The sequence below is a fragment of the Deinococcus planocerae genome (genome assembly GCF_002869765.1).
GTDB classification, from domain to species: domain Bacteria; phylum Deinococcota; class Deinococci; order Deinococcales; family Deinococcaceae; genus Deinococcus; species Deinococcus planocerae.
This window is the reverse complement of sequence record NZ_PNOR01000009.1, coordinates 1-24,822: the sequence shown is the minus strand read 5'-3', so window position 1 is coordinate 24,822 and position 24,822 is coordinate 1. Positions and strand designations below refer to the sequence as shown.

At 68.3% G+C, this 24,822-nt stretch carries 26 protein-coding genes; 10 read left to right on the top strand and 16 right to left on the bottom strand.

Annotation, left to right across the window (positions count from 1 at the left end):
* Positions 1-4: 4 nt before the first annotated feature.
* The 4 genes from A7B18_RS06770 to A7B18_RS06755 form a co-directional block, all read right to left on the bottom strand.
* A complete protein-coding gene (locus tag A7B18_RS06770; protein WP_102126018.1) occupies positions 5-1,300 on the bottom strand; it encodes a sensor histidine kinase in 1,296 nt (431 codons plus the stop codon).
* Positions 1,301-1,320: 20 nt separating this feature from the next.
* Complete coding sequence (locus tag A7B18_RS06765; protein WP_102125938.1) at positions 1,321-2,001, bottom strand: response regulator transcription factor; 681 nt, start codon at positions 1,999-2,001, stop codon at positions 1,321-1,323.
* Positions 1,998-2,663, bottom strand: coding sequence for a phosphatase PAP2 family protein (locus A7B18_RS06760; RefSeq protein ID WP_235610236.1), 666 nt, complete (start codon positions 2,661-2,663; stop codon positions 1,998-2,000). The genes A7B18_RS06765 and A7B18_RS06760 overlap by 4 nt, the downstream gene beginning before the upstream one ends.
* Before the next feature lie 134 nt (positions 2,664-2,797).
* Positions 2,798-3,262, bottom strand: a complete 465-nt coding sequence (locus A7B18_RS06755; protein ID WP_102125937.1) for a PepSY domain-containing protein — start codon at positions 3,260-3,262, stop codon at positions 2,798-2,800.
* Positions 3,263-3,595: 333 nt separating this feature from the next.
* Here A7B18_RS06755 and A7B18_RS06750 point away from each other — a divergent pair, with 333 nt between their 5' ends.
* Entirely contained in the window at positions 3,596-4,303 is a 708-nt protein-coding gene (locus A7B18_RS06750) for a hypothetical protein (RefSeq protein ID WP_102125936.1), read from the top strand.
* Between the two features lie 356 nt (positions 4,304-4,659).
* On the opposite strand, the gene A7B18_RS06745 is transcribed toward A7B18_RS06750, so the two are convergent.
* The 4 genes from A7B18_RS06745 to A7B18_RS06730 all read right to left on the bottom strand — a co-directional run bounded on the left by A7B18_RS06745 (position 4,660) and on the right by A7B18_RS06730 (position 7,864).
* Positions 4,660-5,508: an undecaprenyl-diphosphate phosphatase gene (locus A7B18_RS06745; protein ID WP_102125935.1), complete on the bottom strand. Its 849-nt coding sequence runs from the start codon at positions 5,506-5,508 to the stop codon at positions 4,660-4,662.
* 174 nt (positions 5,509-5,682) lie between these two features.
* Positions 5,683-6,735, bottom strand: a complete 1,053-nt coding sequence (locus A7B18_RS06740) for a YncE family protein (protein ID WP_102125934.1) — start codon at positions 6,733-6,735, stop codon at positions 5,683-5,685.
* Positions 6,732-7,241, bottom strand: coding sequence for a hypothetical protein (locus A7B18_RS06735; protein ID WP_102125933.1), 510 nt, complete (start codon positions 7,239-7,241; stop codon positions 6,732-6,734). The genes A7B18_RS06740 and A7B18_RS06735 overlap by 4 nt, the downstream gene beginning before the upstream one ends.
* 224 nt (positions 7,242-7,465) lie before the next feature.
* Entirely contained in the window at positions 7,466-7,864 is a 399-nt protein-coding gene (locus tag A7B18_RS06730; protein ID WP_103128055.1) for a DUF4397 domain-containing protein, read from the bottom strand.
* Positions 7,865-8,120: 256 nt separating this feature from the next.
* On the opposite strand from A7B18_RS06730, the gene A7B18_RS21885 reads away from it, so the two are divergent.
* The 5 genes from A7B18_RS21885 (at position 8,121) to A7B18_RS06705 (ending at position 12,630) form a co-directional block, all read left to right on the top strand.
* The gene (locus A7B18_RS21885; protein WP_164973324.1) at positions 8,121-8,465 is read left to right on the top strand and encodes a ComEA family DNA-binding protein; all 345 of its coding nucleotides are present in this window, start codon (positions 8,121-8,123) and stop codon (positions 8,463-8,465) included.
* A gap of 97 nt (positions 8,466-8,562) precedes the next feature.
* Positions 8,563-9,336 carry a COG4705 family protein gene (locus A7B18_RS06720; protein ID WP_102125930.1) on the top strand — a complete coding sequence of 258 codons (774 nt, stop codon included), beginning with the start codon at positions 8,563-8,565 and terminating at the stop codon, positions 9,334-9,336.
* Positions 9,337-9,564: 228 nt separating this feature from the next.
* Positions 9,565-9,939, top strand: coding sequence for a hypothetical protein (locus A7B18_RS06715; RefSeq protein WP_102125929.1), 375 nt, complete (start codon positions 9,565-9,567; stop codon positions 9,937-9,939).
* Positions 9,940-10,050: 111 nt separating this feature from the next.
* Positions 10,051-10,455 carry a response regulator gene (locus A7B18_RS06710; RefSeq protein ID WP_102125928.1) on the top strand — a complete coding sequence of 135 codons (405 nt, stop codon included), beginning with the start codon at positions 10,051-10,053 and terminating at the stop codon, positions 10,453-10,455.
* 786 nt (positions 10,456-11,241) lie between these two features.
* Positions 11,242-12,630: a replication initiator protein A gene (locus A7B18_RS06705; RefSeq protein WP_102125927.1), complete on the top strand. Its 1,389-nt coding sequence runs from the start codon at positions 11,242-11,244 to the stop codon at positions 12,628-12,630.
* A 402-nt stretch (positions 12,631-13,032) separates the two neighbouring features.
* On the opposite strand, the gene A7B18_RS06700 is transcribed toward A7B18_RS06705, so the two are convergent.
* The 3 genes from A7B18_RS06700 to A7B18_RS06690 all read right to left on the bottom strand — a co-directional run bounded on the left by A7B18_RS06700 (position 13,033) and on the right by A7B18_RS06690 (position 16,424).
* Positions 13,033-13,575 carry a hypothetical protein gene (locus A7B18_RS06700; RefSeq protein ID WP_102125926.1) on the bottom strand — a complete coding sequence of 181 codons (543 nt, stop codon included), beginning with the start codon at positions 13,573-13,575 and terminating at the stop codon, positions 13,033-13,035.
* A gap of 261 nt (positions 13,576-13,836) precedes the next feature.
* A complete protein-coding gene (locus tag A7B18_RS06695; protein WP_102125925.1) occupies positions 13,837-15,816 on the bottom strand; it encodes a hypothetical protein in 1,980 nt (659 codons plus the stop codon).
* A 92-nt stretch (positions 15,817-15,908) separates the two neighbouring features.
* Positions 15,909-16,424: a DUF6174 domain-containing protein gene (locus A7B18_RS06690; RefSeq protein WP_102125924.1), complete on the bottom strand. Its 516-nt coding sequence runs from the start codon at positions 16,422-16,424 to the stop codon at positions 15,909-15,911.
* A gap of 179 nt (positions 16,425-16,603) precedes the next feature.
* On the opposite strand from A7B18_RS06690, the gene A7B18_RS06685 reads away from it, so the two are divergent.
* Entirely contained in the window at positions 16,604-17,491 is an 888-nt protein-coding gene (locus tag A7B18_RS06685; protein ID WP_102125923.1) for a hypothetical protein, read from the top strand.
* Between the two features lie 127 nt (positions 17,492-17,618).
* Here the strand turns inward: A7B18_RS06685 and A7B18_RS06680 are convergent, their stop codons facing one another.
* The 5 genes from A7B18_RS06680 to A7B18_RS06660 all read right to left on the bottom strand — a co-directional run bounded on the left by A7B18_RS06680 (position 17,619) and on the right by A7B18_RS06660 (position 22,441).
* Positions 17,619-18,119, bottom strand: coding sequence for a hypothetical protein (locus A7B18_RS06680; protein WP_102125922.1), 501 nt, complete (start codon positions 18,117-18,119; stop codon positions 17,619-17,621).
* 115 nt (positions 18,120-18,234) lie between these two features.
* Positions 18,235-18,552, bottom strand: a complete 318-nt coding sequence (locus A7B18_RS06675; protein WP_425430324.1) for a transposase — start codon at positions 18,550-18,552, stop codon at positions 18,235-18,237.
* A 249-nt stretch (positions 18,553-18,801) separates the two neighbouring features.
* A complete protein-coding gene (locus A7B18_RS23095; protein WP_425430323.1) occupies positions 18,802-19,074 on the bottom strand; it encodes a helix-turn-helix domain-containing protein in 273 nt (90 codons plus the stop codon).
* 67 nt (positions 19,075-19,141) lie between these two features.
* Complete coding sequence (locus A7B18_RS23090) at positions 19,142-19,864, bottom strand: transposase family protein (protein WP_102125919.1); 723 nt, start codon at positions 19,862-19,864, stop codon at positions 19,142-19,144.
* Positions 19,865-20,593: 729 nt separating this feature from the next.
* Positions 20,594-22,441 carry a BTAD domain-containing putative transcriptional regulator gene (locus A7B18_RS06660; RefSeq protein WP_102125918.1) on the bottom strand — a complete coding sequence of 616 codons (1,848 nt, stop codon included), beginning with the start codon at positions 22,439-22,441 and terminating at the stop codon, positions 20,594-20,596.
* Positions 22,442-22,507: 66 nt separating this feature from the next.
* On the opposite strand from A7B18_RS06660, the gene A7B18_RS21880 reads away from it, so the two are divergent.
* The 3 genes from A7B18_RS21880 to A7B18_RS21320 form a co-directional block, all read left to right on the top strand.
* Entirely contained in the window at positions 22,508-22,654 is a 147-nt protein-coding gene (locus tag A7B18_RS21880) for a hypothetical protein (RefSeq protein WP_180970053.1), read from the top strand.
* A gap of 90 nt (positions 22,655-22,744) precedes the next feature.
* Complete coding sequence (locus A7B18_RS23085; protein WP_102125917.1) at positions 22,745-23,035, top strand: WCX domain-containing protein; 291 nt, start codon at positions 22,745-22,747, stop codon at positions 23,033-23,035.
* A 702-nt stretch (positions 23,036-23,737) separates the two neighbouring features.
* Positions 23,738-24,822, top strand: a 1,085-nt coding sequence (locus tag A7B18_RS21320; RefSeq protein ID WP_180970052.1) for a B12-binding domain-containing radical SAM protein, incomplete at its 3' end; no start/stop codon positions are given.

Genomic DNA, 24,822 nt, shown 5'->3' with positions numbered 1-24,822 from the left:
CGGGTCAGGCAGGAAAACGCAGGCTGACCTCGAAGGCGCCTTCCTCCCAGCGGGGCAGAAGGTCGGCGTTCCAGCGCCGGGCGAGGGCCGCCACCAGCGGCAGGCCCAACCCGCTTCCGGCGGTCCCCTGGGTACCAGCGCCGCGCTCGAAAGGTTCCAGCAGCCGGGTCCACTGGGCCTGATCCGGCCCGGGACCCACGCTGCGTACCGTGACCTCACGTTCCCGGACCCGCACCAGGACGCCACCCGTGCCGTACTTGAGCGCGTTCTCGATCAGGTTGGCGAGGGCGCGTCCCACCCCCTCCGCCTCGGCCTGCACCCAGCTCTCGTTGAGGTCGAGCTGCACCTGCCTCCCCGCCCGGCGCGCCACCTCGTCGAGCGCGTCCACCACCGCCGCGGCGCTGCCCGCCAGTTCCACCCGTTCCAGACGCACCGGGGCGTCGGTGCGGGCCAGGGCGAGCAGGCTCTCCGAGAGGGTGACCAGCGCGTCCACCCGGCCCTGCATCCCGCTCAGGGCACGCTGGTAGTCGGCGGCCTCACGCGGGCGCTCCAGGGTGAGGTCGAGGCGGCCCTTGAGCACGGTCAGCGGCGTGCGCAGCTCGTGGGCGGCGATGCGGGCGAAGCTCTTCTCGCGCTCGATGGTGCCCTCGAGCTGGTCGAGCATCGCGTTCACGGTGGAAGTCAGCCGGGCCATCTCGTCCTGGCCGGGCGCGGCGGGCACCCGCTCCTGGTAGGTGCCGCGCCGGGCGATGCCCTCGGCGGTGCGGGCCACCGCGTCCACCGGGCGCAGGGCCCGGTCGGCCAGGACGTACCCGGCCCCGCAGGCCACCATGACCATCAGCACGCTGCCGGCGCTGAGGATGCGGGCCAGGGTTTCCAGCAGCTCCACCAGGGTGTTGCTGGGCCGCGAGACCCGCAGGAACAGCCCGCCCTCGACGGGTAGGGTCAGCACCCGGTGTTCTGCCGTCGACACGAAGCCCACGCGCAGGGGAATGGCCTGGTCATGCTCCTCCTGGCCCGCGCGGGCCAGCGTCCTCCCCGTGGGCGAGAGCAGTTCGATGGCCAGGTCGCCGGTCGGTCTCAGCTCCGAGGAGAAGGTCCAGCGCCCGTTCTGGTCCTCGATGCTGCCCTGCGCCACGCTGGCGGTCTCCCGCAAGGTGGTGTCGAGCGACCCCGTTAGGCTGTCCCGGGCCAGGGCGTACACCAGCACGGCCCCGAGCAGGATGGTCACCGCGAAGACCAGCGCGTAGCCCAGCGTGAGCTTGACCCGCAGGCTCCAGTCCCGGGGTCTCCAGCCCATCCGCCGGCCGCCCCCCCCGGTCACATCGCCTCACCCCGGCCCAGCCGGTACCCGGTGCCCCGGATGGTGTCGATCAGGACGTCGGTGGTCTTGCGGCGGATGGTGCTGACGTACACGTCGATCACCTTGGGCTCCACGGCCCCCCCTTCACCCCCCCACAGGCGCTCGATGATCTCGTCGCGGGAAAAGGCCCGGCCCGGGTTCAGGACGAGCAGTTCCAGTAGCGCGAACTCCCGGCGGGTCAGCTCGGCACGGACGCCCGTAGCGTAGAGTTCCCGGCCCCCCAGATCCATCACCCAGCCCCCCGGCAGGGTCACCGTGTTCTGCGCGTTCCCGCTCGCCCGCCGCAGCAGGGCCCGCACCCGCGCCCGCAGTTCCTTGAAGGCGAACGGCTTGACCAGGTAGTCGTCCCCGCCCGCCTCCAGCCCCTCGACCCGGTCCTCCACCGTACCCCGGGCGGTGAGGTACAGGATGGGGGTGTTCAGGCCGCCCTCCCGCAGCGAGCGTCCCAGCCGGTACCCCGCGTCGATGCCCTCGGGCAGCATCACGTCCAGGATCAGCAGGCCGTAGGGAAACAGCCGGGCGAGCTCCCCGCCCTCGGCGGCGCTCGCGGCCCGGTCGCACTCGTAGCCCTCCTCGGTCAGGCCGTCTTGCAGCAGTTCGGCGATATGGGGGTCGTCCTCGACGATCAGGAGTCTCATGCCGCGCTCTCCTTCCCGTGCCCCGGCGCGAAAGGCCGCAGCACACCGTACACGCCCAGCACCCAGGCGGCGCCGGTCAGCCAGCCGCACAGCACGTCGGTGGGATAATGCACGCCCAGGTACAGCCGCGAGAAGCCCACCAGCCCGCTGAAGGCCACCCCAAGCCCCAGCGCGGGCCAGCGGTAGGGCGTGCGCCAGGCGAGCAGGATCAGCGCCGTGACGAAGGCGGCGCTGTACATGCTGTGCCCGCTGGGAAAGCTGGCGTCGTGTTCCTGCACCAGGCGGGGCCACAACTCCGGGCGGGTGCGGTGCATCAGCAGCTTCATCGCCACGTTCAGGCCCGCTGCGCCCGCCACGCCCAGCCCCCAGAAGGCGGCCAGCCGGTGCCCCCTGAGCCACAGCACGACCAGGATCACGGCGCTGACGGGGGCGATCACGGTCACGCCGCCGACAGTGGTGAAGAAGAGCGCCACCTGATTGAGCAGCGGGGTGGCGTGGCTGTGCAGGGCCAGCAGGAAGGGGGTCTCCCAGGCGAAGCTCTGCCCTTCGAGGAGGTCCTCGGCCACGAGCCCCACGACCAGCAGGGGCAGCAGGATGCCGAGAAACAGGCGCAGCAGGGCCACCGGACGAATTCGGTGGCGATGGGACAGCAGGGTGCTCATGTCGCCCAGCGTGCCCGAGGAAGGTAAAGACGCGGTATACCGGACGGCGAGAAGACGCCGGGCACCTTTTCAGGGTGCCCGGCGAGCGCTGGGGAAGTCCGGGACGGGGCTGGGAACGCTCAGTACGGGCGGGCTCAACTGCCGCCGCTCTCACCCTGTTCCAGCCCGGCGATCTCCTGCTGGAGGATTTGACCGTTCCCGGCGTCCACCGTCACCTCGGTCTGCCCGATGACCACGGCGTACACCAGGCTGCCGTCCTGGTCCCCGAGGGTCACGCTGGTGGCCGGGCCGAGGACGGCCGCCTGGGCTGCCTGCTCGGCCTGGGCGGGCGTGATCCGCGCGAGCGAGCGGTACAGGGCCTGCTCCTGCGCGGCGGGCACCTCGAAGTCCGGCAGGCTGGTGTGAAGCTGAATGCTGCCGAACATCGCCCGGTCGTGGGCATCGGTGTCCCGGGCGGACGGGTTGACCTGCGCCTGAATCGGCGGTGCGGAGGGTGCCCCCGGAGCTTCCGCCTGGGCGAAGGCGTGCCCAGCCAGGGAGAGGCCCACGGCCGTCAGGGCGCTGAGGGTGAGCAGGAACCGTCTGGCGTTCGTATTCATGGTGTTCTCCTTGTCCGCAGATTCCTTCTGCGTGCCCGGAGCGTAGGAGCGGCCGGTAAAAAGGCCGTATAAGACGGTAAAGTCCGCGTATAACGCTGGCGCGCGGATCAAGAAGGGTGCGGGGTGTTCCGGGGCGTGGCGGTTCCAGGATGAGGAGGTGACCCGGTGGGAACGCCGGTGACCGCCGCCCGAGGAGCGTGGCGCGCGACGGTTCCGCCTCTGGTGGCGGCCGTGCCCCCGCTGCCGGGTGGTCTCGCCAGCTTCACCGGCGGACCCCTGCCCGACCGCAGGGGCCTATACGGCCCTTTTACGTCTCCGGCAGATCATGGCCGCATGGTCACCCTGACGCCCGAGTCACTTCTCACCCGGAGAGACCTTCCAGGCGGACAGCCACCCGCACGGCCCCGTACGCACGCCGCCAGACTGCGTCACGTCCGGTTCACCCCGACAGACAAGCGGGCCATCCGGAACGCGGCGGCCCGGTACGGCGTCGATGCCGCCCTGATTGCCGCCGTCCTGGCTGACGAGCAGGTGCGCCTCGACGGGTACGATCACCTCCAGCACGGGCTGCTGCGCCTGACCGTCTCGCTGCCGGAGCGCCCGGCAGCGGCCCTCCGGCGGCTGGCCGGGTGGCTGGCGGGCCGACCCGTCGAGACCTTCAGCCTGGGCCGCGCCCAGATGAAGGTGGGCACCCTGCGCCGCCTCGGCGCGCTGGGCTACCTGGAGGTGCCGCCCGACCTGCCGGCGCAGCTCCGGCGGCTGCTCGACCCCCTCGCGGCCCCCCGGCTGGTCGCCGCGTGCCTGAGGGCCACGGCAGACCACTGGGCAGGGGCAGGGGTGCCCATCGCGCACCGCCCGGAGATCCTGGCGGCCCTGTACAGCCTGGGCTTCACGGGCCGCCGTGGTGTTCACCCCCACCCGCGGGCCAACGAGCGGGGACTGCTGATCGCCGAACACGCGGCCTGGCTGAGGGCCCGGTCGCCCTGGCCGGGGAGCACCACGGCGACCGAACAGCCTGCCCACGTGGCCGTCGGCGGTTGAGCTGCCAGGGATCAGCAGGACCGTGGGTCATGGCCGTGGACGCTTTCCCTTTCCCGCTTGAACCCGTCTGACCCGAGGTCAGGTCTCGAGGAGGCTCTCGGCGCCAGCCTGGTTCGAGGCGCCTGGGCGAGGTTCCGAGCGACAGCACGTGGAACCCCTGCGGAAGGGTGGCTGCACGAACCCAGAAGGCCAGCGCGTGACCCTTCACCTGGCCCTGAAGCGGAGGCACCCGGCCCAGGACTCTTCACGGGCGGTGGCGGTCTCCTCCACCGGGCGCTGAACCGCCAGGACAGGTGGCCCATCTCCCGAACACGGCGTGCCAGCGCCGCGAGGACACTCCAGCTCGCCCACAGTGCCTACCGCAGCGCTCCCGCGACCACCAGGACCAGGATGACGGCCCCGAAGACGACGCGGTACACGGCGAAGCCCCGGAAGTCGTGGCGGGACACGTACCGCAGCAGCCAAGAGACCGCCAGCAGCGCCGTCACGAACGACACGGCGGTGCCGACGAGCAGGGCCGGCGCGCCGCCCTCGATCTGCCCCAGCGAGTGCCGGGCCTTGTACAGGCTGTACAGGCCCGCCGCGCCCAGCACCGGGATGCCTATGAAGAACGAGAAGGCGGTCGCCGTCACCCGGTCCAGGCCGCTCAGCAGCCCGCCCACGATGCTCGCGCCACTCCGCGACACGCCGGGGATGACCGCCACGGCCTGGGCCAGGCCGATGGTCAGCGCCTGCCGGGGCGTGACGCCGTAGAGGTCGGGCTCCGGGGTCACCGGCGGGTCCACCGCCGCGGGCGCCTCGGCTGGCCGGGCACGGCGCGTCTCGACCACCCACAGGATGACGCCGCCCGCGATCAGGCTGAGCGCCACAGTGGTGGGCGAGAACAGCGCGGCCTTGATGGCCTTTTCGAAGAGCAGGCCCACCAGCGCGGCGGGCAGCGAGGCGATCACCAGGTTGAGCCAGAACCGGCGGGCGCGGGGACTGCCCCGGAGCAGCATCGAGACTTTGTCCAGCAACTCGCGCAGGTAGAACCACACCACCGCCAGGATGGCCCCGAGCTGAATCACGATGGTAAAGGTTTCCCCCGCGTCGCGGTAGCCGATGAGCCGCTCGGCGACGATCAGGTGGCCGGTCGAGGAGATGGGCAGGAATTCAGTCAGCCCCTCGACCACCCCCAGGAACACGGCGCTCAGCAGCGCACTCACGCCTGGACCGCCGAGCAGGAAGGGGGGAGGGTGGCCGGCAGTGGACAGGTCATGCCGGGAACGGTAGCCGGCAAAGGTAAAGGACCGGTATACCGCGGCGGCAGGGTTCAGGTCATCCTTCAGCTCTCCCCGTGCCCCCCGGTGGAACCGGCAGTGGGTGCAGGTGCACGCCGTTCAGCGGTAGTTCCCCGTGTGGCCCAGCGAGTACCGCCCGGGCTGAGGGAAGTAGGTCAGTCCATGTGGGCCGCGCCCCACCCGGATTTGCCGGAGGACCTTCCCCGTGCGGGTGTCGAACACGTACACCACGTCGCTGTAGCGCCCCGAGAGCCACAGTTGCTTGCCGTCCGCCGAGACGCTGCCCATGTCGGGGCTGCCGCCCCCCGGGATGGTCCAGCGGGCGATGAGGTGGCGGCTGGCGAAGTCCAGCACGGACACGGTGCCCTCCCCCCGGTTGGAGATGAACAGGCGCGTGCCGTCCCGGCTGGGGTACAAACCGTGGGTCCCCTTGCCGGTGGGGATGAAGCCCACCTTGCGCGGGGTGTCGCCCGAGCCGTCGATCACCCGCACCCCGTTCGCCATCATGTCCGCCACGTAGTACACCGAGCCGTCGGGGGCGATCCGCACGTCCTGCGGCATCCCGCCCGCGTGCATCACCCCGGTCACCCGGCGGGCCAGCAGGTCCACCTTGACCAGGTCCCCGCTGAACTCGCAGGCGGCCAGCAGATGCTCCCCGTCGGGGCTGAAGTCCATGTGGTTCACGCCCCGGCAGGGCACCGCGATCTCGAAGGCGGGCCGCATGCTGTCCGCCGTCAGGAAGATCAGCCGCGCCTCGTTCTCGGCCACCACCAGGGCGTAGCGCCCGTCGGGGGTGAAGTACAGGTTGTAGGGGTCGGCGACCGGAACGGGTTTGCCCGGCAGACCCGTGCGGGGGTTGATGGGCGTCAGCGACTGCCGTCCCTCGTCGCTGGCGACCCACAGCGTCTTCAGGTCGTGCGACGGCACGACATGCTGCGGCTCCCGGTCGACCGGGAAGGTGCCCATCACCCGGAAGGTGGCGGGGTCGATCTCGCTGACGGTGTGGTCCTTGCCGTTGGGGACGTAGACGCGGGCCGGAACCCCCCGGACTGCCGGGCTGAACATGCCTGCGTGGGTATGGGCGTAGATGTCGGTGGCCCGTGCGGACCCTGCCGCCAGGGCCAAGAACAGGGCGGCGCGGGTCAGCCTCACGGGTTCACCCGCGTGACGTGCGCCTTGGCCTCCAACAGCTTGTGCTTCTTGATCGCCGCGTGGACCTGTTGCAGCGGGGTCCCGGCGGGGAGGTTCAGGCTGGGGACGTTGAGAGCGTACAGGTCGACGTACAGGTCGTGCTTGCCCTTGCCGCACGGGGCGGTGTAGCCGAGTTGCCCCGCCTCATTGCGGGCCACCCGGCCGCCGCCCGGTGCTGGCCGGGCCGCTGCCCCGGGGGCCAGCCGGGCCGTGCCGAGCGGGAGGTCGAAGACGCTCCAGCGACCGCTCAAGCCACCCGGGCGCTCGTCCCAGAAGATGACCGCCAGGCTCCTCGTCCCCGCCGGGGGCGTGCCCAGGCGCAGGTCCGGCGTGACCCGGGCACCGCAGACAAGGGCGGGGTCCGTCGCCGAGAGCGAGACGGTCCACCCGGCGGCCCGTGCCCCCGAAAGCAGCGTGAGGGTTCCCAGCACACCGGCGGCGACATTGATGGGCTGACCGGGTTTCATGTTCCGGAGCTTGGCGCCCCGGGGTAAAGCCCGGGTATAGCCGGGGCGTCGTGCGGGGGTTCTGCTGTGCCGGCGAGCCGTCCCCCGGCCCGCCTGGCGCGCGGGTGGGTTCAGGAGCAGTCCGGGCCTCCCTCCGCCCGAGGTGAGACCCAACCAGGACCGCTCTTCCGAGAAAATGCCCGTGACCGGTGTGGCGACGGGCGAGGTGGACGGTCCGGGCGCATTCAGTTGGTGTTCATCGCCCGCCAGACCGCGCGGTCACCACTGGACACGTTGAGCGTGTAGTCTATCACCCGCCAGTCGTTCTGGAAGCTCAGCGCGTAGGGGCGGCCAGCCTGCACGTCGACGGCGGTCGAGGCCAGCACGGTTCCCGCGTCGCTCGACTTGACCGTGACCTGATGCGTGCCGGGCGTCAGGTGCAGCTGACCTGGCCGGTCCCCGGCGAGCATCTGACGCTCCACCAGCGCGCCGTCCACGTAGACGTCCACAGCTCCAGGACGTCCGGTGCCGTCGATGAGCATGACGTTGGCGCCTTCGCCTCCCATTCCCTGAGCCTGCAGGGTGACCTGCCCAGCCCCCACGGCGGCCAGGATCAGGGCGGCGGGGATGAAGACGTGTCTCATGGGGTCCTCCTGGGCGGCCGCAGGTCCTGCTTCCCAGGAGCGGCCACCTGCCCGGAGGGTGAGCCCCACGGGTAAAGACGGCGTATACGCCGCCCCCTTCCGTTCGTCCAGCTCAGCCACCCCGGCGAGGCTTCGGGGACCGACTCTCCTCGGTCGCCCTGCCCGGCGCTCTATACCAGCCCTTTACTTCCCGGACCTAAGGTGCCCCCCAGCGGTTCCCACGAGGAACAAACCCGAACCGCTCCCGGAGGTCCCTATGAACCGTTCCACGAGCTTCGCCCTGCTGGCTGCCCTCGCCTCGATGGGTCTCGCTGGCGCCCAGAGCCAGGCGACCGGCCACGCCGCCGCACCCACCGCTCAGGCCGCCAGGGGGACGGCCATGACCATGACGGGTTCTTCCTGCGCCAAGGTGCTTAAGGCCAAGGTCAACCTGAATAAAGCGAGCCAGGCAGACCTCCAGTGCCTCAAGGGCGTGTCCGCGACCACGGCCAAGGACATCATCGCCAACCGGCCCTTCAAGGACAGTGGCGACTTCTCCCGGAAGATCGAGGTCATCGGCCGCAAGCTGTGGAACGACAACAAGGCCAACCTCACCTTCTGAATCCCTGGGGCGCCCAGAGGACCACGCCCTCCGGCGCCCCTTCCCCTTCCGTACGTGAACACGATCCCGCCCACCCACCGACCCCCATGAGGCAGACATGGACTCGACCCTGACCACCGCACCCCTCAGCCCGGGCCGGACCCTGTGGAGCAAAGTTCCCGAGGTCACGGCGTTTTTCTGGATCGTCAAGGTCATGGCGACGACCGTCGGCGAAACCGCGGCGGATTACCTGAACCGCAACCTGCACCTGGGCCTCACCGGCACGACCCTGCTGATGAGCGTCCTGCTGGCGCTGGCCCTGGTCGCCCAGTTCCGCACGAAACGCTATGTTCCCGGTGTCTACTGGCTCGCCATCGTGCTGATCAGCGTGGTGGGTACCCTGATCACCGACAACCTCACGGACAACTTCGGGGTCAGCCTGTGGACCAGCACCGGGGTCTTCAGCGTGGCCCTGATCGCGACCTTCGCCCTGTGGTACCGCCGTGAGGGCACCCTCTCGATCCACAGCATCTTCACTCCGAGGCGGGAAGCGTACTACTGGCTGGCCATCCTCTTCACCTTCGCGCTGGGCACGGCGGCAGGCGACCTGATGGCCGAACAGTTGCAGCTCGGCTACCTGCCCTCGGCACTGATCTTCGCGGGCGTGATCGCCGCCGTGGCGCTCGCCCACGTGTATGCCAGGCTGAACGGCATCCTGGCCTTCTGGCTCGCCTACATCGTGACCCGGCCGCTGGGCGCGTCCATCGGGGACTACCTCTCGCAGGGCCGGGACGTGGGCGGGCTGGGGCTGGGCAGCACGGCCCTCAACGCCATCTTCCTGTGCTCGATCCTGGCGGTGGTCGCCTACCTGACGGTCTCGCGCCGCGACTAGGTCCGGGTCACGGAGCCCTCCTGACTCACCCCTGGTCGGGGTTCCTCCGGCGACCAGTCCCCACCCCGTTCGGTGGGGGCTGGTGTTGCAAACTGGGGTGCGCAGTGCCCCCACGTCACCCGGCAGGGCAAGGTCAAGCCAGCTCAGCCGCCCTGCTCTCCGCCCCCGCCGCCGCATCCCATCGGTGGGGGAGGCTCGGCGAATCCCGGGAGCGGCCGAGGGGCAGGAATGGAAGCTCGCTTCCCCCTCAAGGAGCAACTCGGCATGTTGAACCTCTCGGAGACCCTGGACGGTGTGCTGGTTCAAGGACTGCTGGTTTGGGTCTGGGTCATGGACGCCATCCTGCTGACCTATTGGGCACTCTCCGTGACGCTGGTGGCGGGGATGGCTCCCTCACGGCTGTGGGACCTTCATGGGCCTCAGGCCGGGGAGCAGTTGGAAGGGATGCTCGCCGCGGGCACCCTGGTTGGCGTGTCGGCCGTCCACCTGTTGGTTCGGGTGAAGACGCGGGGACCCTGGCTTCGCCGGTGCATAGTGGTCACGGCCCTGCTGTATGCGGCGCTCTTCGTGGCACTGGACATCATGGAATTCCTTGTGACGTGAGGAGCTCGGGAAGCGGGAACGCGGGGAGGAGCTTCGCGCTTCCTGAAGCCGCTTCCTTCTTCAGCTCTCCACAGATGTGCCTCAACGCGCCCGTGTCGTGGAAGGAGCAGCATGGCCAAGCACCTGCTGATCGTGGAGGACGATGGAGCCGACTTGGAATTGGCGCGCCTCGCGCTGGAGGCGAGTGAGGTGCAGTGCGACCTGAGCGTGGCCCGCGACGGGCAGGAGGCGCTGGACCTGCTGCGGGGCGCGGGCGTGCTGCCGGACCTGGTGCTGCTGGACCTGAACATGCCGCGCGTCAGCGGGCACGAGGTGCTGGCGGCCGTCAAGGGGGACGCCACACTCCAGCACGTGCCCGTGGTGGTGTTTAGCACGTCGGACGAGGCGCGGGACCGGACGAGGGCGAGATCGGCGGGGGCCGACGGGTACGTCCTCAAACCGCAGCATTTCGAGGAGCTCATCGCCGCCCTGAACGAACTCGGCCAGCGCTGGCTCACGCCCGTGCACCCGGCTTGAGGCGGCGGACTTCCTTCTGCCCCCGGATGAGGTGGGTGCGTCAGCTCCACCCGCCCGGGCACCGCCGTCACCGGGCCGGGACAGGATCGGCCAGGCTCTCCTCACTCCCGCCAGCGCGCCACTTGGTCGGGCGCGTCCGACCCGCACGCGCCCGCCTCCAAGCAGCACCGCGCCGTGACCAGCGTCGCGGGCGCCCTGCGATCCACAGGGCAAAGCGCTTTGCCCTGTGGGCTTGCCGTGCGGTCTCTCCAAGATGCGCCCCAGACGGCATAAAACCGCTTCCACGGTCCCACCACGCTCAGACTAGGGACACCTTTGTGCCGTTTTAGGGCAAGTGGGTACCTTCACACCCTCCCCCCAGTTCGCCTGCCGCCGGGACACCTTTGGGCCGTCTTTACAGTGGCAGATCGGTTTTTGCCCTTCCACACAGCGTCCAGACCAAACGCGCGAGGGCACAAAGGTATCCCGTCCGGCGGCACAAAGGGGCGACGTGTCGACTAGGGACACCTTTGTGCCCCCAAACGACTCGGCTTCGGCCAGGACGTGCTTTCTCTGTCCTCAGCGCGGTGAAGGGCCTGGCATGCCCCTCGCCGACACCTTTGTGCCGATCCCCGGGGAGAATAGGGATACCTTTGTGCCGTTTGGGGGCGAATCAGGGCGAAACCCGGGACACCTTTGTGCCGATCCCCCACGGATATCCCGTTCAGGAGGACACTTCCTGGGTCTCTCTGTTGTTGTTTCTTCTGTATTTTACTCCTGAATAAACAACATCTCAGCGGGAGGGGCATGAAGAAAGACAGGCAACCAGTCACGCGGATCGTGGACGAGCGGAACATCGCACGCCTGGGAATCGTGAGTGTCCAGACCCGCCTGGATGATGAGAACAGCCGGCTGTGGAGCGTCTCGTTCGAGATCGCGGGCCGGTCGTTCGGCGTGGCAGCGGAAGCCCCGCATGGTCGCCCGCGGGGCATCGACACGAACGTCCTGATCGGCATTGAGAGCCTGTTCGCCGCGCAGTCCTGCCCCGAGGACAACCGGCTCCACACGACGGCGTACGAGTTGCGCGCCGCGAGCTTCCTGTCCCCGAACGGGAAGAGCTACCATCGGCTGCGCGAGTCCCTCGACCGCCTGTGGTACACGAGCGTGACCGCGACGGACGGCTGGCATCTCCCGGACGGACGGAGGCTGCGGAATGTCAAACGCATGCGGCTCATCACCGACCTGAGTTACTGGGACATCGGCAGCGGTGACAGCGTTGACCCGAACCGTGAGCTGGTCCCAAACGCGTCCCTGATGATTCAACTGGGCACACAGCTGGCCAACAGCATCCGGAGCGGGTTCACTCAGGCCCTCGAGCACAAGATCCTCACGGGCATCGAGCAGCCTCCTGCGCGGGCGCTGTACCGCCTCCTGGAAGCTCACCGCTACGCCGATACGGGGGAGCAGTTGCCGTCCCTGCGCGTCGACCTCGAACACTGGCGTCTGGCCTGCGGCATCACGGACGGCAAGCCCAGCAAGACGCAGCGCGCCCTGAACGAGGCTCACGAGGAACTCGCCGCGCAGGGCTACCTGCGGGACGTTCGTGTCAGCGGCGCGAGGGTCAACACCGCCCTGACCTACGTCTTCGCCAGCCTGGATGACCCGGATCCCGCGCTGGTTCGTCTGCTCGTCGACAGCGGCGTGGCGGCGCAGGCGGCGAACAAGCTCGCCAAGGAAAAGGGCGACCGCGTGGAGGAAGTGGTTCGCTACGTGCAGCGCGTCATGCGCGAGAAACCTGGCAGCGTCCGCAAGCCGGGCGGGCTGGTCTACGACATGCTGCAGAATCCTGACAAGTACGTGCTCGACGCGCCGGCCAGGGTCGCCGACACCGGGCAGCGCTGCGAGGAGAGCCGGGCCCGCGTCCGGGCCGCCGAGGAGGAGGCCCAGCAGCGCACGGAACAAGAACGGCGCGAGCTGCTGGCCGCACCCCCGGAGGTGCAGTGGGAACGCACGCGCCGTTCCCTCAAGATGCAGCTGGGCAAGCAGCTTCCCGGCGAGCAGTGGAACGCGCTGGAACGCGCGTGCCTGAGCGGCCGGGTCCTCGCCGGAGCGCTGCTGCAAGACCTGAGTGCCGCCCAGGCGCGCCTGGAACTCCAGGCCTTCGTGGACCACCTGCGTGACGACCTGCACCGCTGACCCAAGTGGGTGGCGGCCAACCAGCCGGAACCGGGGCCCCGAAATGATTGGAGCGCCCCGCGGCGTCGAGGTTTCCGCCTGGGCAGCTCGGCCACGAACGGCGCCTGGGGCGTCACGACGTCCACCCAGGCGCGCAGCGACTTCATCGGTAGAGGCAGAAGCGGGTTCTCCATGCCCGCCAACGGGCAACGCACCCGCCGTGAACCCGGCGCGTGGATGGTGCTCGAGGACCTCCGGCCGCTCACCGGGAACTGAAGCGGGGTGGGGTCCAGCGCTCGTCGTCTGGTGGGCTGGGGCCTCGGGGCCAGGTGAGCTTGCTCTCCTGTGTGGAACGTGCCTCTGGGGGAGGCCGAACCCTTCAGTGCACCCGGCAGCCACTTCGTTAGCCTCTCTCTGTCCGACTCAACGTGGTGGCAGGAAGCCCCGCTGATTGTCTGGGCCAAACGAAACGTAGATCGCTCCGTCGTTTGCGCTGCGAGGCCGGGTGTGCCGCTGGACCTTCAGAGGCCCAAGCTGGCAGGAGCCTCGCTGGTCGGGCGCCGGGCACCTCACCCGCCGTACCTGACCGTCCAGCGAGCGCATCTGACCCGTCTTGAGCTCAGCCGCCGCAAAGAGATTTGCCCACACCAGAGCGTCCAACTCTTCTGGGGAGGGGTAACGCCCCTTCCACACGATGAGCGTTGCCGTGAGGTCGCGGTCGCCCGTTACGCCGGGGTAGAGCAGGACGACAGGGCCAGATACTTCCCGCGCGACCACGCTCTGCGCGGCCTTGCAGAAGATGTCTTCGCGGCCACGGGCACAGAGCTTGATCCACTCCCGGCTGGATGAAGGCGAGCGGAGGTCGAGGCCCGCCTGCCAGAGATACCCGCCCACAAGCAGCAGCGGCATCCCCAAGACCAGGCCTGCCAGGATGCCCAACACGAAGCTGTGAGAGGGAGAGCACATGGGCTGAAGCTATCGCGAAGGCGTTCTCCCGCTCGTTCCCTTCCAGCCCCTCAACTTCCGTCTCTGCTTCTCAACGTGGCCCGTTGGGTCTCGCGGGTAGATTTCTCTCACCACCGCCCACCCGTCGGGTTCTTGCCCACGTAGAAATACTGACACGGGCAGCGAGCGGCACTTGCCCGTTGACTTGTCTGGCGAGTTGGCTGTGACCGAACGCGCTCGTGGTCCTGGGACGGCACCATCGCTGGAGCACCGTCTCGTGGCTCAGCGCCACCAGTTCAAGGTATTGCCGTCCCGCACCAGCACGTTCCCTTCCGGCGTGAAGGCCGCCGTGGGTTGCGGCACCGGCTGGCCGCAGCCGAAATAGCGCGTTAGGCCCGAGGTCAGCGCCACCGGCAGCTTCACCTCCCGCCGGGCCTCCACGTCCGCCAGGCGCAGGCCATAAAAGGCCCCACCGCAACCGTCCCCCGCCCCCTCACCCAGCAGGACAAGGCGACGGTTCGGCGCGTAGTCCAGCAGGCTCAGCCCCCGGTACGCCTCCTTCGGGTCACCCGTCCGCAAAGTCAGACCAGGGCTGGCCCGTCCGGTGCGTGGGTCGAGGCGGTAGAGGTAGAGACCGGCCTGTTCCGTCTGCTCCTTGATCGGGCGTGACACACCTCGCACCGCCGCGCGCCCGTCTGGGCTGGGCACGAAATACGGGCGGTAGTCGCCGTGCCATGCCTCCCGCCACAGGGTCTGACCGTTCGGTCCGGTCGCCCTCAGCCGCGACTGGAACGCGCCGCTGGGCAGCCGCCGATCCTCGGCCCGCAGGCGCAGGGTCCCCACCGGGCGCGTGTTGGCCTCCTGACTCAGCACCCCGCCCGTCGCCGCGTCCCAGGTTCGGCTCTGCCAGCCACTGCCGCTTCCCGCGTCTTCAAAGCGGGCGAACACCGTCCTGGGCCCGGAGAAGGCCAGGTCCACCCGGTACGCCTCCGGTGGCAGGGCAAGGGTGTGCAGGGTCCGCCCGGCGCGGTCAAGGACGGCCACACTCCCGGGGCGGGCGGCGGCGATGAAGCGTCCATCCGGGCTCACGGCCAACTCGGTCACGCCCTCCAGCCCCTGTCCGCCCAACCGCCGACTCGGCCCACCCGGGCGCACCGTTCTCAGCTCCCCCTGCCCGTTCCCGGTGTCGAGCGCCAGCAGTGCGCCCCCTCCCGGCTTCGGCACGGACGCGGTGACCGCCGCGCCCAGGGACCGCACGAACGTGCCGTCCGACACACGGTGGAGTTCCGGCACGCTGCCGCCGCGGACGGTCAGGAACAGCGTGCCGTCCGGTGAGGGCACGGCGTCGCGCAACTCTCCCCTGCCCACCGTCCAGCGGGGCGACTGACCGCTCAGGCCCCACAGGCTGACCTGCTGCCCGCTGGGGCTGTACGTGGGGGAAGTCGCCCGGGGCGTGGCGGTCAGGATTCGCCCGGCGTCCACCCAGCGTACCTGGGGCTCCCCGCTGGGCTCCACCCCGAAGCTCCCCGGCACCTGCCGCGACACGACCTTCCCGTCCCGCGTCGCCACGTCGAGGAACAGGGGGGCGGTCGGGTCATACTCGCGCTTCGACACGCTGCGCAGGGCCACCACCCGCGCGCCGTCCGGCGAGGGCTCGACGTCCAGCACCCGACCGGCGGGCAGCGTGATCTCCGTCACGGGCCCCTGCCGACCTTCCAGACGCAGCACGGCCCGGCCCTTCTGTTGGGGGAGGACCGTCACGCTGTACCCCGCCGCGCAACCTCCGGCTCGCCCCGCCGCACGGGCGCACACGTCGCCCAGCACGGCCCGCCCGTCGGCCCGCAGGGTGTAGGCGGTCTGGTAGGGCTGGCCCCCCGCGTAGCCCTGCACCCGGATGAACGGTCCCTTGAGCGCCCCGCCGTCCGTACGGTAGCCCTCCAGCCGGAGTCTCGGCCCGAAGTTCGCCCTCGCATTCGGCAGGCTGGAGGGCGGCACCAGCACGGTGCGGGACACGGGCTGCCCAGTTCGGGCGTTCCAGCGGTACAGCACCCGCGCGCCGTCGAGGGTGTAGGCCGAGCCGTCCGGCCCCCAGGCCAGCCCGCCCGCGAAGCCGGAGGGGTCATTCAACGTGGAAAAGGTGCCCGCCGCGTGGCCGTCGATGCGGGCCGCGCCGTATGGGGACAAGGTGAGCGCTGGGGCGGTCCCCGGCAGCAGGAGGCAGGTCAGGGCGGCGGCCAGCAGCGCCGCGCGGTTCAGGGGCATGGCCTCACGCTAGCGGCCCCGGGTGACCGGGACATGATGGGTGAGGCTCTCCCCCTCCCCAGCCGCCGCAACGTGTGCCCCACCACCGGGGATCAGGGCGCCCGGGGGTCCAGTCCCGAGAGGCGTTGCGTGCCGAAGGCGTCCTGCAAGCCCTCGGTGAGGTCCGCCGTGTCGATGAGGGTGGGGAAGCCCAGCGAGGCGTCGAACGTCACGTTTAACAGCAGGCAGGACTGCGCGTTGGCCTGTGCCTGAGTCACGGCGGTGCGGAGCTGGGCGAACAGATGGTCGATGGTGAAGGCCTGATCCGTGCCCAGGAGCGCCCCGGTCTGCTCGTCGCGCACGCGCGCCACCACGCCGTTCTCCACATCCACCCGCGTGACGAACTCCCCGGCGAAGTTCGAGACCGTGCGAGTGTACGCGTACGTGTGGAGGTCAGCCGCCGTCCAACGCGCCTGGGCCTGCTCCAGTTCCGCCTTGAGGCGGGTCCAGTCCGGCCGCTGGTAGGAGGAGGTGCAAGAGTTCCTATACGGCCACTCGATGGGCAGGGAGCCGCAGGCGCCCAGGAGGCCCGCAAGAAGGAGCGGCGCGAGATGGGTGCGGGTCGGCATAGGCCACCTTAGCCTGTTCCCCGGCTGGTCCTCGCCGAAAGTGACCATCCAGGAAGACCACCGGCCAACCCGTTCCCGCGGCAAGCGCGAAAGTCAGCAGGAAATCAGCGTGAGGTTGGATAGCGTGAAGCTGAACTGGCTCCGCTCCAGTCTCTTCTTTGCCAGTTCACGGAGGTTGCATGAACCGTCGACTGTTCCTGGTGGCCCTGCTCGCCGTATCCGGCGCACTCGCTCAAACGGCCCCCATCCCCTCTCCAGCCGACCTCGCCCGGGAGCGGGAATTGACCCAGCGCGCCCTGAGCGATGATTTCGGCCCCATCACCGTGGAGGCCCGGCTCTTGGTCGGCCAGCTCCCGCCCCAACCCCTGGGGCCACTGCCGAATGTTCCTTCCGGCCGTTTGCTGGGCAGTCTGATCCGGACCAGCAACACTTCTGACTTCCCCAACTCCCAGAGCGTCTACTTCGACAGCTCAGCTTCTCCCGCGCAGGTGCAGGCGGCTCTTCAAGCCTCGCTCCGGGCGCTGGGTTGGACGCCCTTCCCGGGGGGGCTCGGTCCTTCCTTCGCGGGGGGCTTCCAGGCCGCGGAGAACCCCGAGGCGTTGTGGTCCTACCGCCTGGAGCAGCAGCTCAGGTTCAACGCCCAGATCCGGCGCGTGGGCACGGTCACCCGGGTCACCCTGAACGTGAGTCAGGACCGGAACCTGCGAGAACAGCTTCAGTTCCAGGAGAGGCGGGGCAGCGAGTACCAGACCAACCTCCCGGCGCTGCGCCCGCCGAGCGGCACCACCGTGCAGCCGAGCGGCACGGGTGGCGGCGGTGGGAGCTGGACCAGCTCCGCTTCCATCCAGTCGTCCCTGAGCGCCGCGCAGCTCCTCGACGCGTACGGCGCACAACTCCAGGCCGCAGGGTGGACGCCGCTCGCCAAGAACACGGCGGGCAAGACCGTCACGAGCCTCTGGCGCTTTACTGATCAGGACAAGAACGATGTGACGGGCGTGCTGACCTTAAGAGAAGACGCCCCGGGACGGTACTCGGCGCAACTCGTGAGCCTGGCTTTCAGGACCTGACGCCCACAGTTGCTTCCAAGGGATGAGAAGGTCATTCCTCACCGATTGAGGTTCACCTGGTGTGGCACCAGACCACCCACCGAAGATGGCGACGGGCTCGGCGTCCCACGGCCAGGAGATTCCTGCTTCAGCCAGGGGGCCGCCTGAACATCCGGTCCAAGGTGAGGTGGACCCATCTCAACCCGCTGTGATCGTACAGCCACACCAGCCGACGAGCCGTCCGGGTGGAGGGGAATTGCCAGCGCTGCCGCGTCCACCAGCGCCACCAACCCGGACGGCACCAGAAGGTCTCCAACTGCTGTGAAGCCACCTCGGCGAATCTCCGGGCTTCCGCGGCCGGGAACTCGCGTAACGCCTGTTGGAACCGCAATCCATCAGGGCCACGTCCGAAGGAGAGCGGCACGCCTGCCGGGTCGAGGAGGTGCACCTCGCCGTCGAGGAACACGACCCGACGACACCCGAAGTAAGGGACGCCTACACCCGTCACCCCCACGGTCGTGTGCATGCCCTTGCCTTGCTCCAGGTGGACAGGGGGGCGGCCCACCCACTCCAGGACCAGTCGATCTCGCTGGAGTTGCAACTCAAAGGCCTGGTCCTCCGTCTGAATGCTGTGCAGGATCGTCTTCACGCTGTCCCCAGCGTATGGGACCTGCTGGGGGAAGGGGACTCAGGGCTCGGTTGAGCCCCCGTCCGGGGAGATCAGGAACGGGGCGGCGAACGTTGGGGAGACGTTCGGGGTCTCCCTAGCTTTTGGTGACCCGGGCCGCCGGGCGCGGGGTTCGGTGCAGCACCCTGGCCTTGAGTAGGTTCAATCCTGCCCGGCCGTACATGCTCCGCTTGATGGTCTTGAGGCGATTCACCTGACCCTCGACCTGTCCGTTGCTGTACGACGTCTCCAACGCGGCTCGTACCGCTTCGAAGTCGCGACCGAGCCCAACCGCAAAAGTCTGAAGTTCTCTGACCCCGCTTTGTTCCAGCTCGCTGAGCCAACCCCGCAGGGGTGGCGCCTCGTGGCCCCCAAGCAGGCGCCAGCCTGTCGTTAGCAGGCGTTCGACCTGCACGAACTCGGGCGTCGCCGTTCGGCCCGCCTCCAACAGCGCGCCCACCTGGGGCGCGCGCAGAGTCCTGGGGGCCAACACGGCCCAGGAGAGCGTCCTGGGCGAGGGACAGACGAACCGCTGGGCTGGCGTACCGGGCGGGGAAGCGAGGCGAAGTGGACGACAAAAGTCGCGTACCGCGGTGGCTACACCGCGGTACCCTTGCCCCCGCAGTTCCTGGTGCAACGCTACGGCGTTGCAGTGGCCTGCCTGTCACCGTAAGGTCAGCCAGTCCTCATAGGGGGCCAGGCGACGGGGGCGAGGGGACCGCGCGGCGGTCCCCGGGTGCCGCTCCCACTGGGCGTATTTGCGGACGGTCCCCCGAGCGACCCCGACCTCACGGGCCACTTGAGCCCCCGGCAGCCCCTGGGCCAGCAGGCGTTTGACCGCCTCGAAGCGTTGCTGTTGGTGGGCTGAAGGGGGATGAGTCTGCGGTCGGGCAGAATGCTCTTTCGGTGGGTCTTGGGCAGCGACTTCGACGGCCACGGAGGCGGGGACCAGGGGTGCTCTGCCCAAAGCGGCGAACGTGGTGTGGGTACGCTGGAAGTAGCGTTCAAGGGTCTCGCGCAGGTTCTTCAGCAAGTGCCAGCGGTCGGCGACCTGTTAGGCTTGGGGCGCACCCCGCGCTGCTCCCTCCTGGTAGGCACCGCCGCGATCCCGGGTGATGACCTCCACTTCGGGGTGGCTCATGAGCCACCCTGCCAGGGTATCCGCTTCCCGATCCGGCGACAGGTCCACGACGCAGTGCCGCTCCAGATCGACGGATGGTGCCGTACGGCCTTCCCTTGCGCCACGCCCAGTCATCGACCCCCAGATGCCGGATCGGAACGACCTCGGGTGCGGGAGGCCGTCGAACCTGAGCGAGTAGGGCATCGGCACTGACCGGGCAGCCACAGTGCCCCAGAACCCGAGCGGCACTTTCCGCACCTACCTCCAGCGCGACCAAGCTGTTCTGGTGTTCCAGCCGAACCGTTTTCCGTCGCCAGGGAAACACCACGGAAGGCAACCGCTCGCAAAAGATGCGCTGAGTGCAGCTCGCCGTGTCGCAGAAGAACTTGCGGACCGTCAGGCGCAAACGGACACGTCGCCCCAGCAGGGCGACGTCCTTGAGGATGCGGGTGTGACGGCTGTGCCGGTGAGACGAGACTTGCCCACAGGCAGGGCAGAGCCCCGTCGGTGCCCGGCTTTCCAGGTCGAGCCAGAGCACTTCGGGCTGGACGTGGGTGGAGCGGAGTGTCAGCAGCTCGGGATCGGGGAGGCAGGACTGGAGGTCCATGCCTTGAGCATCCGCACCCGGCGGCCCGGGTCACCAAAAGCTAGGGAGACCCATGTTGAAACCGCCACCGTCAGCAACGGGTGAACTCCCCGAGAGAGGTGATCCAACAAGGCATCAGAGCAATATGGGAATGCAGAGGCAGAAACGTACGTCGAGGGCGAGAAAGCCCCGGTTCATTCATTACCTCCCTGGATGACGCGAGGGTAGGCACTCCCCGGTTTGCAGCCGGGGAGCAGCCACATGCCAGTGCGAGCAAGAGGCCCACGCCTCTCGGCAGTGGTCGAGCGGCTGTGGATCGGTCGTGGTGCGTCCAGAACGAGAAAAAACGGTCTGTTTCAGTCACAAGTGATGAGCCGCAGTGCAGGGACAACACCTGCTACACGCCTGCAAACCGCAATGTCTTAATCGTACCTTCATTAAATGATGGGCCTCACCGTACGGTCTCCGCTAGCGTGGAAACTCTCCAAGACCGGACAGGAGGACCATAGGCAGGGTCCTCGACACGAGGAAGAGAACGGCGAGGACTCTGCCGAGAGCGGAGAGGGCGCCTTTTCCCAGGGACCCGTCTGCTGAGCAACAGGCCGCGGTCAAGATCAGGAAGGCCTCTCCCTGCCTGGAGCGGGGTGAGGAAGAACCTCGCCCCCGCTTCTTTAGGTATTCCTCCTGTGTACGGCCCCGTTTTCCGCACATGCCGCGAGTCTTGCACGGGGCGGGGACGCCCGGACAGCGTCAGTGCAGCGTTCGCCACTCCCGCTCCAGCTTTGTGAGCCCAGGCGGGACCTCGCCCACCTCCCGGATGAAGGTCGCGGCGCTGTGGCGGTACAGGTGCTGCGCCGCGAGTTGTCCCCGGGCATGCCAGGTGGCGTTCAGCAGGAAGGTGTGCAGCGCCTCATCCAGGGGATCGAGGGGCAGCAGGCGTTCCGCGAGCTTGATGCACTTCTCGTACTCGCCGACCTGGTACCAACGCTCCATCGTCTCCAGCCCCACCTGCGTCACCCACCGCCTCAAGTGCTCACGCTCCTCCTGTGCCCATTCGCTCTCCGACGTTGGCAGGAATTCTATGCTGCTCAGCTCCGGCAAGCAGGCGTCCGCAGAAGTCAGCGCCGTCTCCAACTCGCGCACATCCCACCCCAGTCGCGCGTCACTCCGGACCCAGTAGAGCTTCCTCTTGGCGTCATAGTCGATGTTCAGGCCTGCGACCCGTGACGCGACGTCTACCCGGACCTGGTGAAAGTAGTTTTTGGCTCGCCCTGCGGGCACGTCAGGAAAGAGCTTGCGCTGGATGGTCGTAAGGTTGGCTTCACCGTGACGCAGGAGGAAGGCCAGGACTTCCACTGTGCGGCCCAGACGAAAGCGCACCGGCTGCCCGTCCACCTCCAGGGCCGCTTGTTCGAGGGTTCGGAGGATCAGCCGGGGAGGCCGGGGTGGGCCGAGCAGGGCGTGGCTCTCGAAGCTCTCCGGGTCAATGGACAGGAGATGGGCATAAATCTGCGGCAGGAGGGGCCACTCCGGAGCGAGGAAGGGAACCGCGGGCAGGGCGCAGGCGGTTTCCGCCGCCCCCTGGAGGTGTTGGTCCCGGGCTTCCGGTTCCACCTCGGCCAGGGCCAGCCGGACGCGCACGAGGTCCCGGAGGTGGCCTCCAGCGGTCAGAGTCGCCTCCGCCGTCCTGAGCCGGGAAAGACCGCCCGGCTCCCCCCTCCGGGCCTGCCATAATCCAGAGCGGTGGTCGAGCAGGGCCTGATCGTAAGGCGTCCTGACGAGATGCTCCGCCCGGACGATTTGGAGCCGGGCCTGGGTGTCATCGCCTTGCAGCGTTGCCACGGTCAGCAGGCCCAAGCGGAGGCGCAGTTCGGTTCGGGGATGTCCCTGCGCGAGGGGCAGGAGTGAGTTGAGGACGGCGCGAGTTCGCCCGACGTCCCCGCGGGCCCATAGCAGTTGCGCCTGGAGTTCGCCGCGCAGGAGAGCGGTCGCTTCCCCCTGTTCAGTCAGGAGGGCCTGTTCAGCCTCGTCGAGGCGGCCCAGGGCCAGGAGTGCGGCGGCGCGCGCCATCAGGGCATACGCCAGCCGGTCACGCCGGGCATGTTCGGTGGCGAAGGTGAGGTAGGCGAGGGCGGGGACGTGTTCGTCAAAGTGGCCGTGCAGGTGGCCCAGCAGGGTTGCGACGGACACCTGCACGTCCAGGGGCGCACCAGCCGCGAGGGTCCAGGCCTGCGTGGCGAGCGCGAAGAGGGTCTCCCGGCTCTCCCCGAGCACCCACAGCACCCGGGTGCGTGCTCGGTACCACAGGGCCGCGTCCGAGGACGGCAACTCTTCAGGGTTCACCTGGTCGAGGGTGCTCAGGGCGAGGGTGGGGTTGCCCTGCTGGAAGTGCAGGGAGGCCAGGTGCACGGCGGCCCCCCGAAGGCCGAGGTTCAGTGCCTGCTGGAGGTATAGGGCGGCCTGCGGCAATTGATTGAGGTGCAGGAAACAGACGCCAGCCCAGCGGAGGTCCTCGGGCTGAGGCTGGGCCAGAGCCCGGAACCACTCGACACCACGGGCGTGCTCTCCCGCTTGCGCCGCCTTGCGGACGGTGTTCACCTCTCCAGAATACCGCCGCCGCCGTTGCTCAACGGGTGCAAACCGGCACGTTCCTACCGTCGCGCCATGACCGTCACAGCCTGGTTTCGCCGACTCCTGATCGCCCTCCTGCTCGTTGCTTGCAGCCTTCCCGCCCACGCCGACCCGGACTACGTGGGGCCGGAAAAGCTTTCCTCAGCTCAGCCGATCCTCAGCCTCCAGCCGCAGCACTGAGCCAGTGAAGGCGGTCATCACCAGTGCCGGGAGGCGCCAGCGCGTACCAGGGCGGTGGACGGCCGCCCCCTCGGCTCACAAGGGGAGCGTATGAAGGTGTGGGGGGGAGACAGCGGCCACAGTGAGGTGACGGTCCGGCTGCGCTTCACGCCGGACGCGGGGTATCGACTGCTGAAAGGCAGAGACCCCCACCTGGTTGACCCGCTGATCCTGACCGATGGGAGCCTGGAACTGGAGGTTCGTGCGGGAACGGACGCCGCGGGAGTGCCGGGTGAACTCCTGGCCTGGATTCTCCCATGGGGCGAGCAGGTAGAGGTGCTGACCCCCTGCCCCGTTCGTGAAGTCTGGCTTTCCAGGTTAGGCCCCCACTGGGCAGGGTAGAACCTGGACTCCGCGGCGGCACAGCCGCAGGACTGACAAGGACCGTCACCAGACCAGGTGGCGCACCGCAGCCTGTGCCAGAACTGGGGTGTGGTCGGGGGGCAGGCCTCTGGTTCTCCTTGCCGGGGTCCTCTCCGGCCACCCCGCAGGCTGGACCGGCGCCCAAGGCCTGCGGCAGCTTTGGTGCCGTCGGAGCTTGATCACGTCCTGGCGTTTGTTTCCTCACCATTCCTGGCATGTCCCAAGTGGACAGAACCCCCGAGCCAGGTGCTAAACGCATGCAAACCTCCTGCCATCGAGACTCGTACGCATGCCAAAACATAGAATTAAGGTCACGCTCGGCGTGCCGTGTGTACCACTCTGTGTAGGTGGGGCTTCGGCCGACCCAGATCACACCGGTCCGTCTGTGAAACCAGCACACCGCAGCACAAGTGTGCCAATTACCTCAAGTATCGCTGGCCTGGATGCCGTGATGGCGCTGTCGACAGCCCATCACCAAACCGAGTGGCTGCCGGGAAGGTCAGACTTTCTGCCCGTGGTCGTGAAGCCGTTTGAAGTTCCCTTTGATGCGCTCGCGGACGCGCGTGTCCAGGGCCCTGCACAGGAGTTGCACGCGTGACGGCCCACCTTGAGATAGGGACGGGCACATCCGCCATGGCGAGTGCAGCCCCGGTAGGGAGAACTACTCCACCTCGCGGCCGGGTGGCGCTTTTCCAGCTCTACGGCGAACTCCAATTCTCTAATTGGGAACCCATCGCCTGTGAGGCGCTGGCGGCTCACCTTGAACAGTTCATTCCCGGAGTTCATGCCGATATCATTCCCATCAATCCTGAACTTGACCCGAAGGCTTTGCAGTCCATCGTCGGGGCATATGAGGCCGGAACCTACGCTGTGATGGGCATATCCGCTCCGCAGGGCACTTACGCGCTTGTTGAAGAGCTCGCCCTTGCCCTGCAACATGCCCGGCGACCCCAACGCCCACCGCTACTGGTTTTCGGCGGCTCAATGCCGACCAATGACCCGGAGACCCATTTAAAACTCTTCCCAGAGGCTGTGATGGTTCGCGGGTGGGGCGAGGCCCCCCTCGCTCGCATTGTGGAAGGTGTACTGGACGGCTCACTTCACCTGGCTGGAATCCCAGGCATCAGCTTCATGCAAGGCGATGTGCCCTCCAACAACCCCGTTGTGACCCACGCCCTTTGGAACCATCAGGCAGTCAAACCCAAGCGAATCAATGTCGATTCTTATTTCAGTTGCGTTGAAACCTCACGCGGTTGCCATTACGGACACTGCACGTTCTGCGTCCGTCCCCCTGGTAAGAAGAGTGACTGGACGCGCGTACCTCTGGACGTCATCACGGCCTCACTCGAAGAGATCCGGTCCTCAGGCCAAAAGTTTTTCACCTTCGTGGATGAGGACTTTGTTGGTCACGATCTGTCCGGGGCAATCGCGATTGCCGACGTTTTACGAGGCATGCCTGAGTTGCAGTTCACGTTCTCCATCCGTGCGGACAACATTCGCAACCCGCGAGGCACCCAGGAAGAAAATGATCAGCGCATCGAGATGCTGCGACGACTCAAAGATGCTGGCCTGGTGCGTGTGTACGTTGGCGTAGAGGCGCTGTGCGACGCACAACTCAAGAGATATGGAAAGGGTATATCTCAGGAGTTGCACCTGCATAACGACGGGGAAGCGCTCCCAGCCGAGAAAATCTGGGAGTGTCTACGTCACAGATTCTGGGGGAGCGCGTCCGCATTCTGGCAGATGAGTTCCTGGCCGTTCCAACC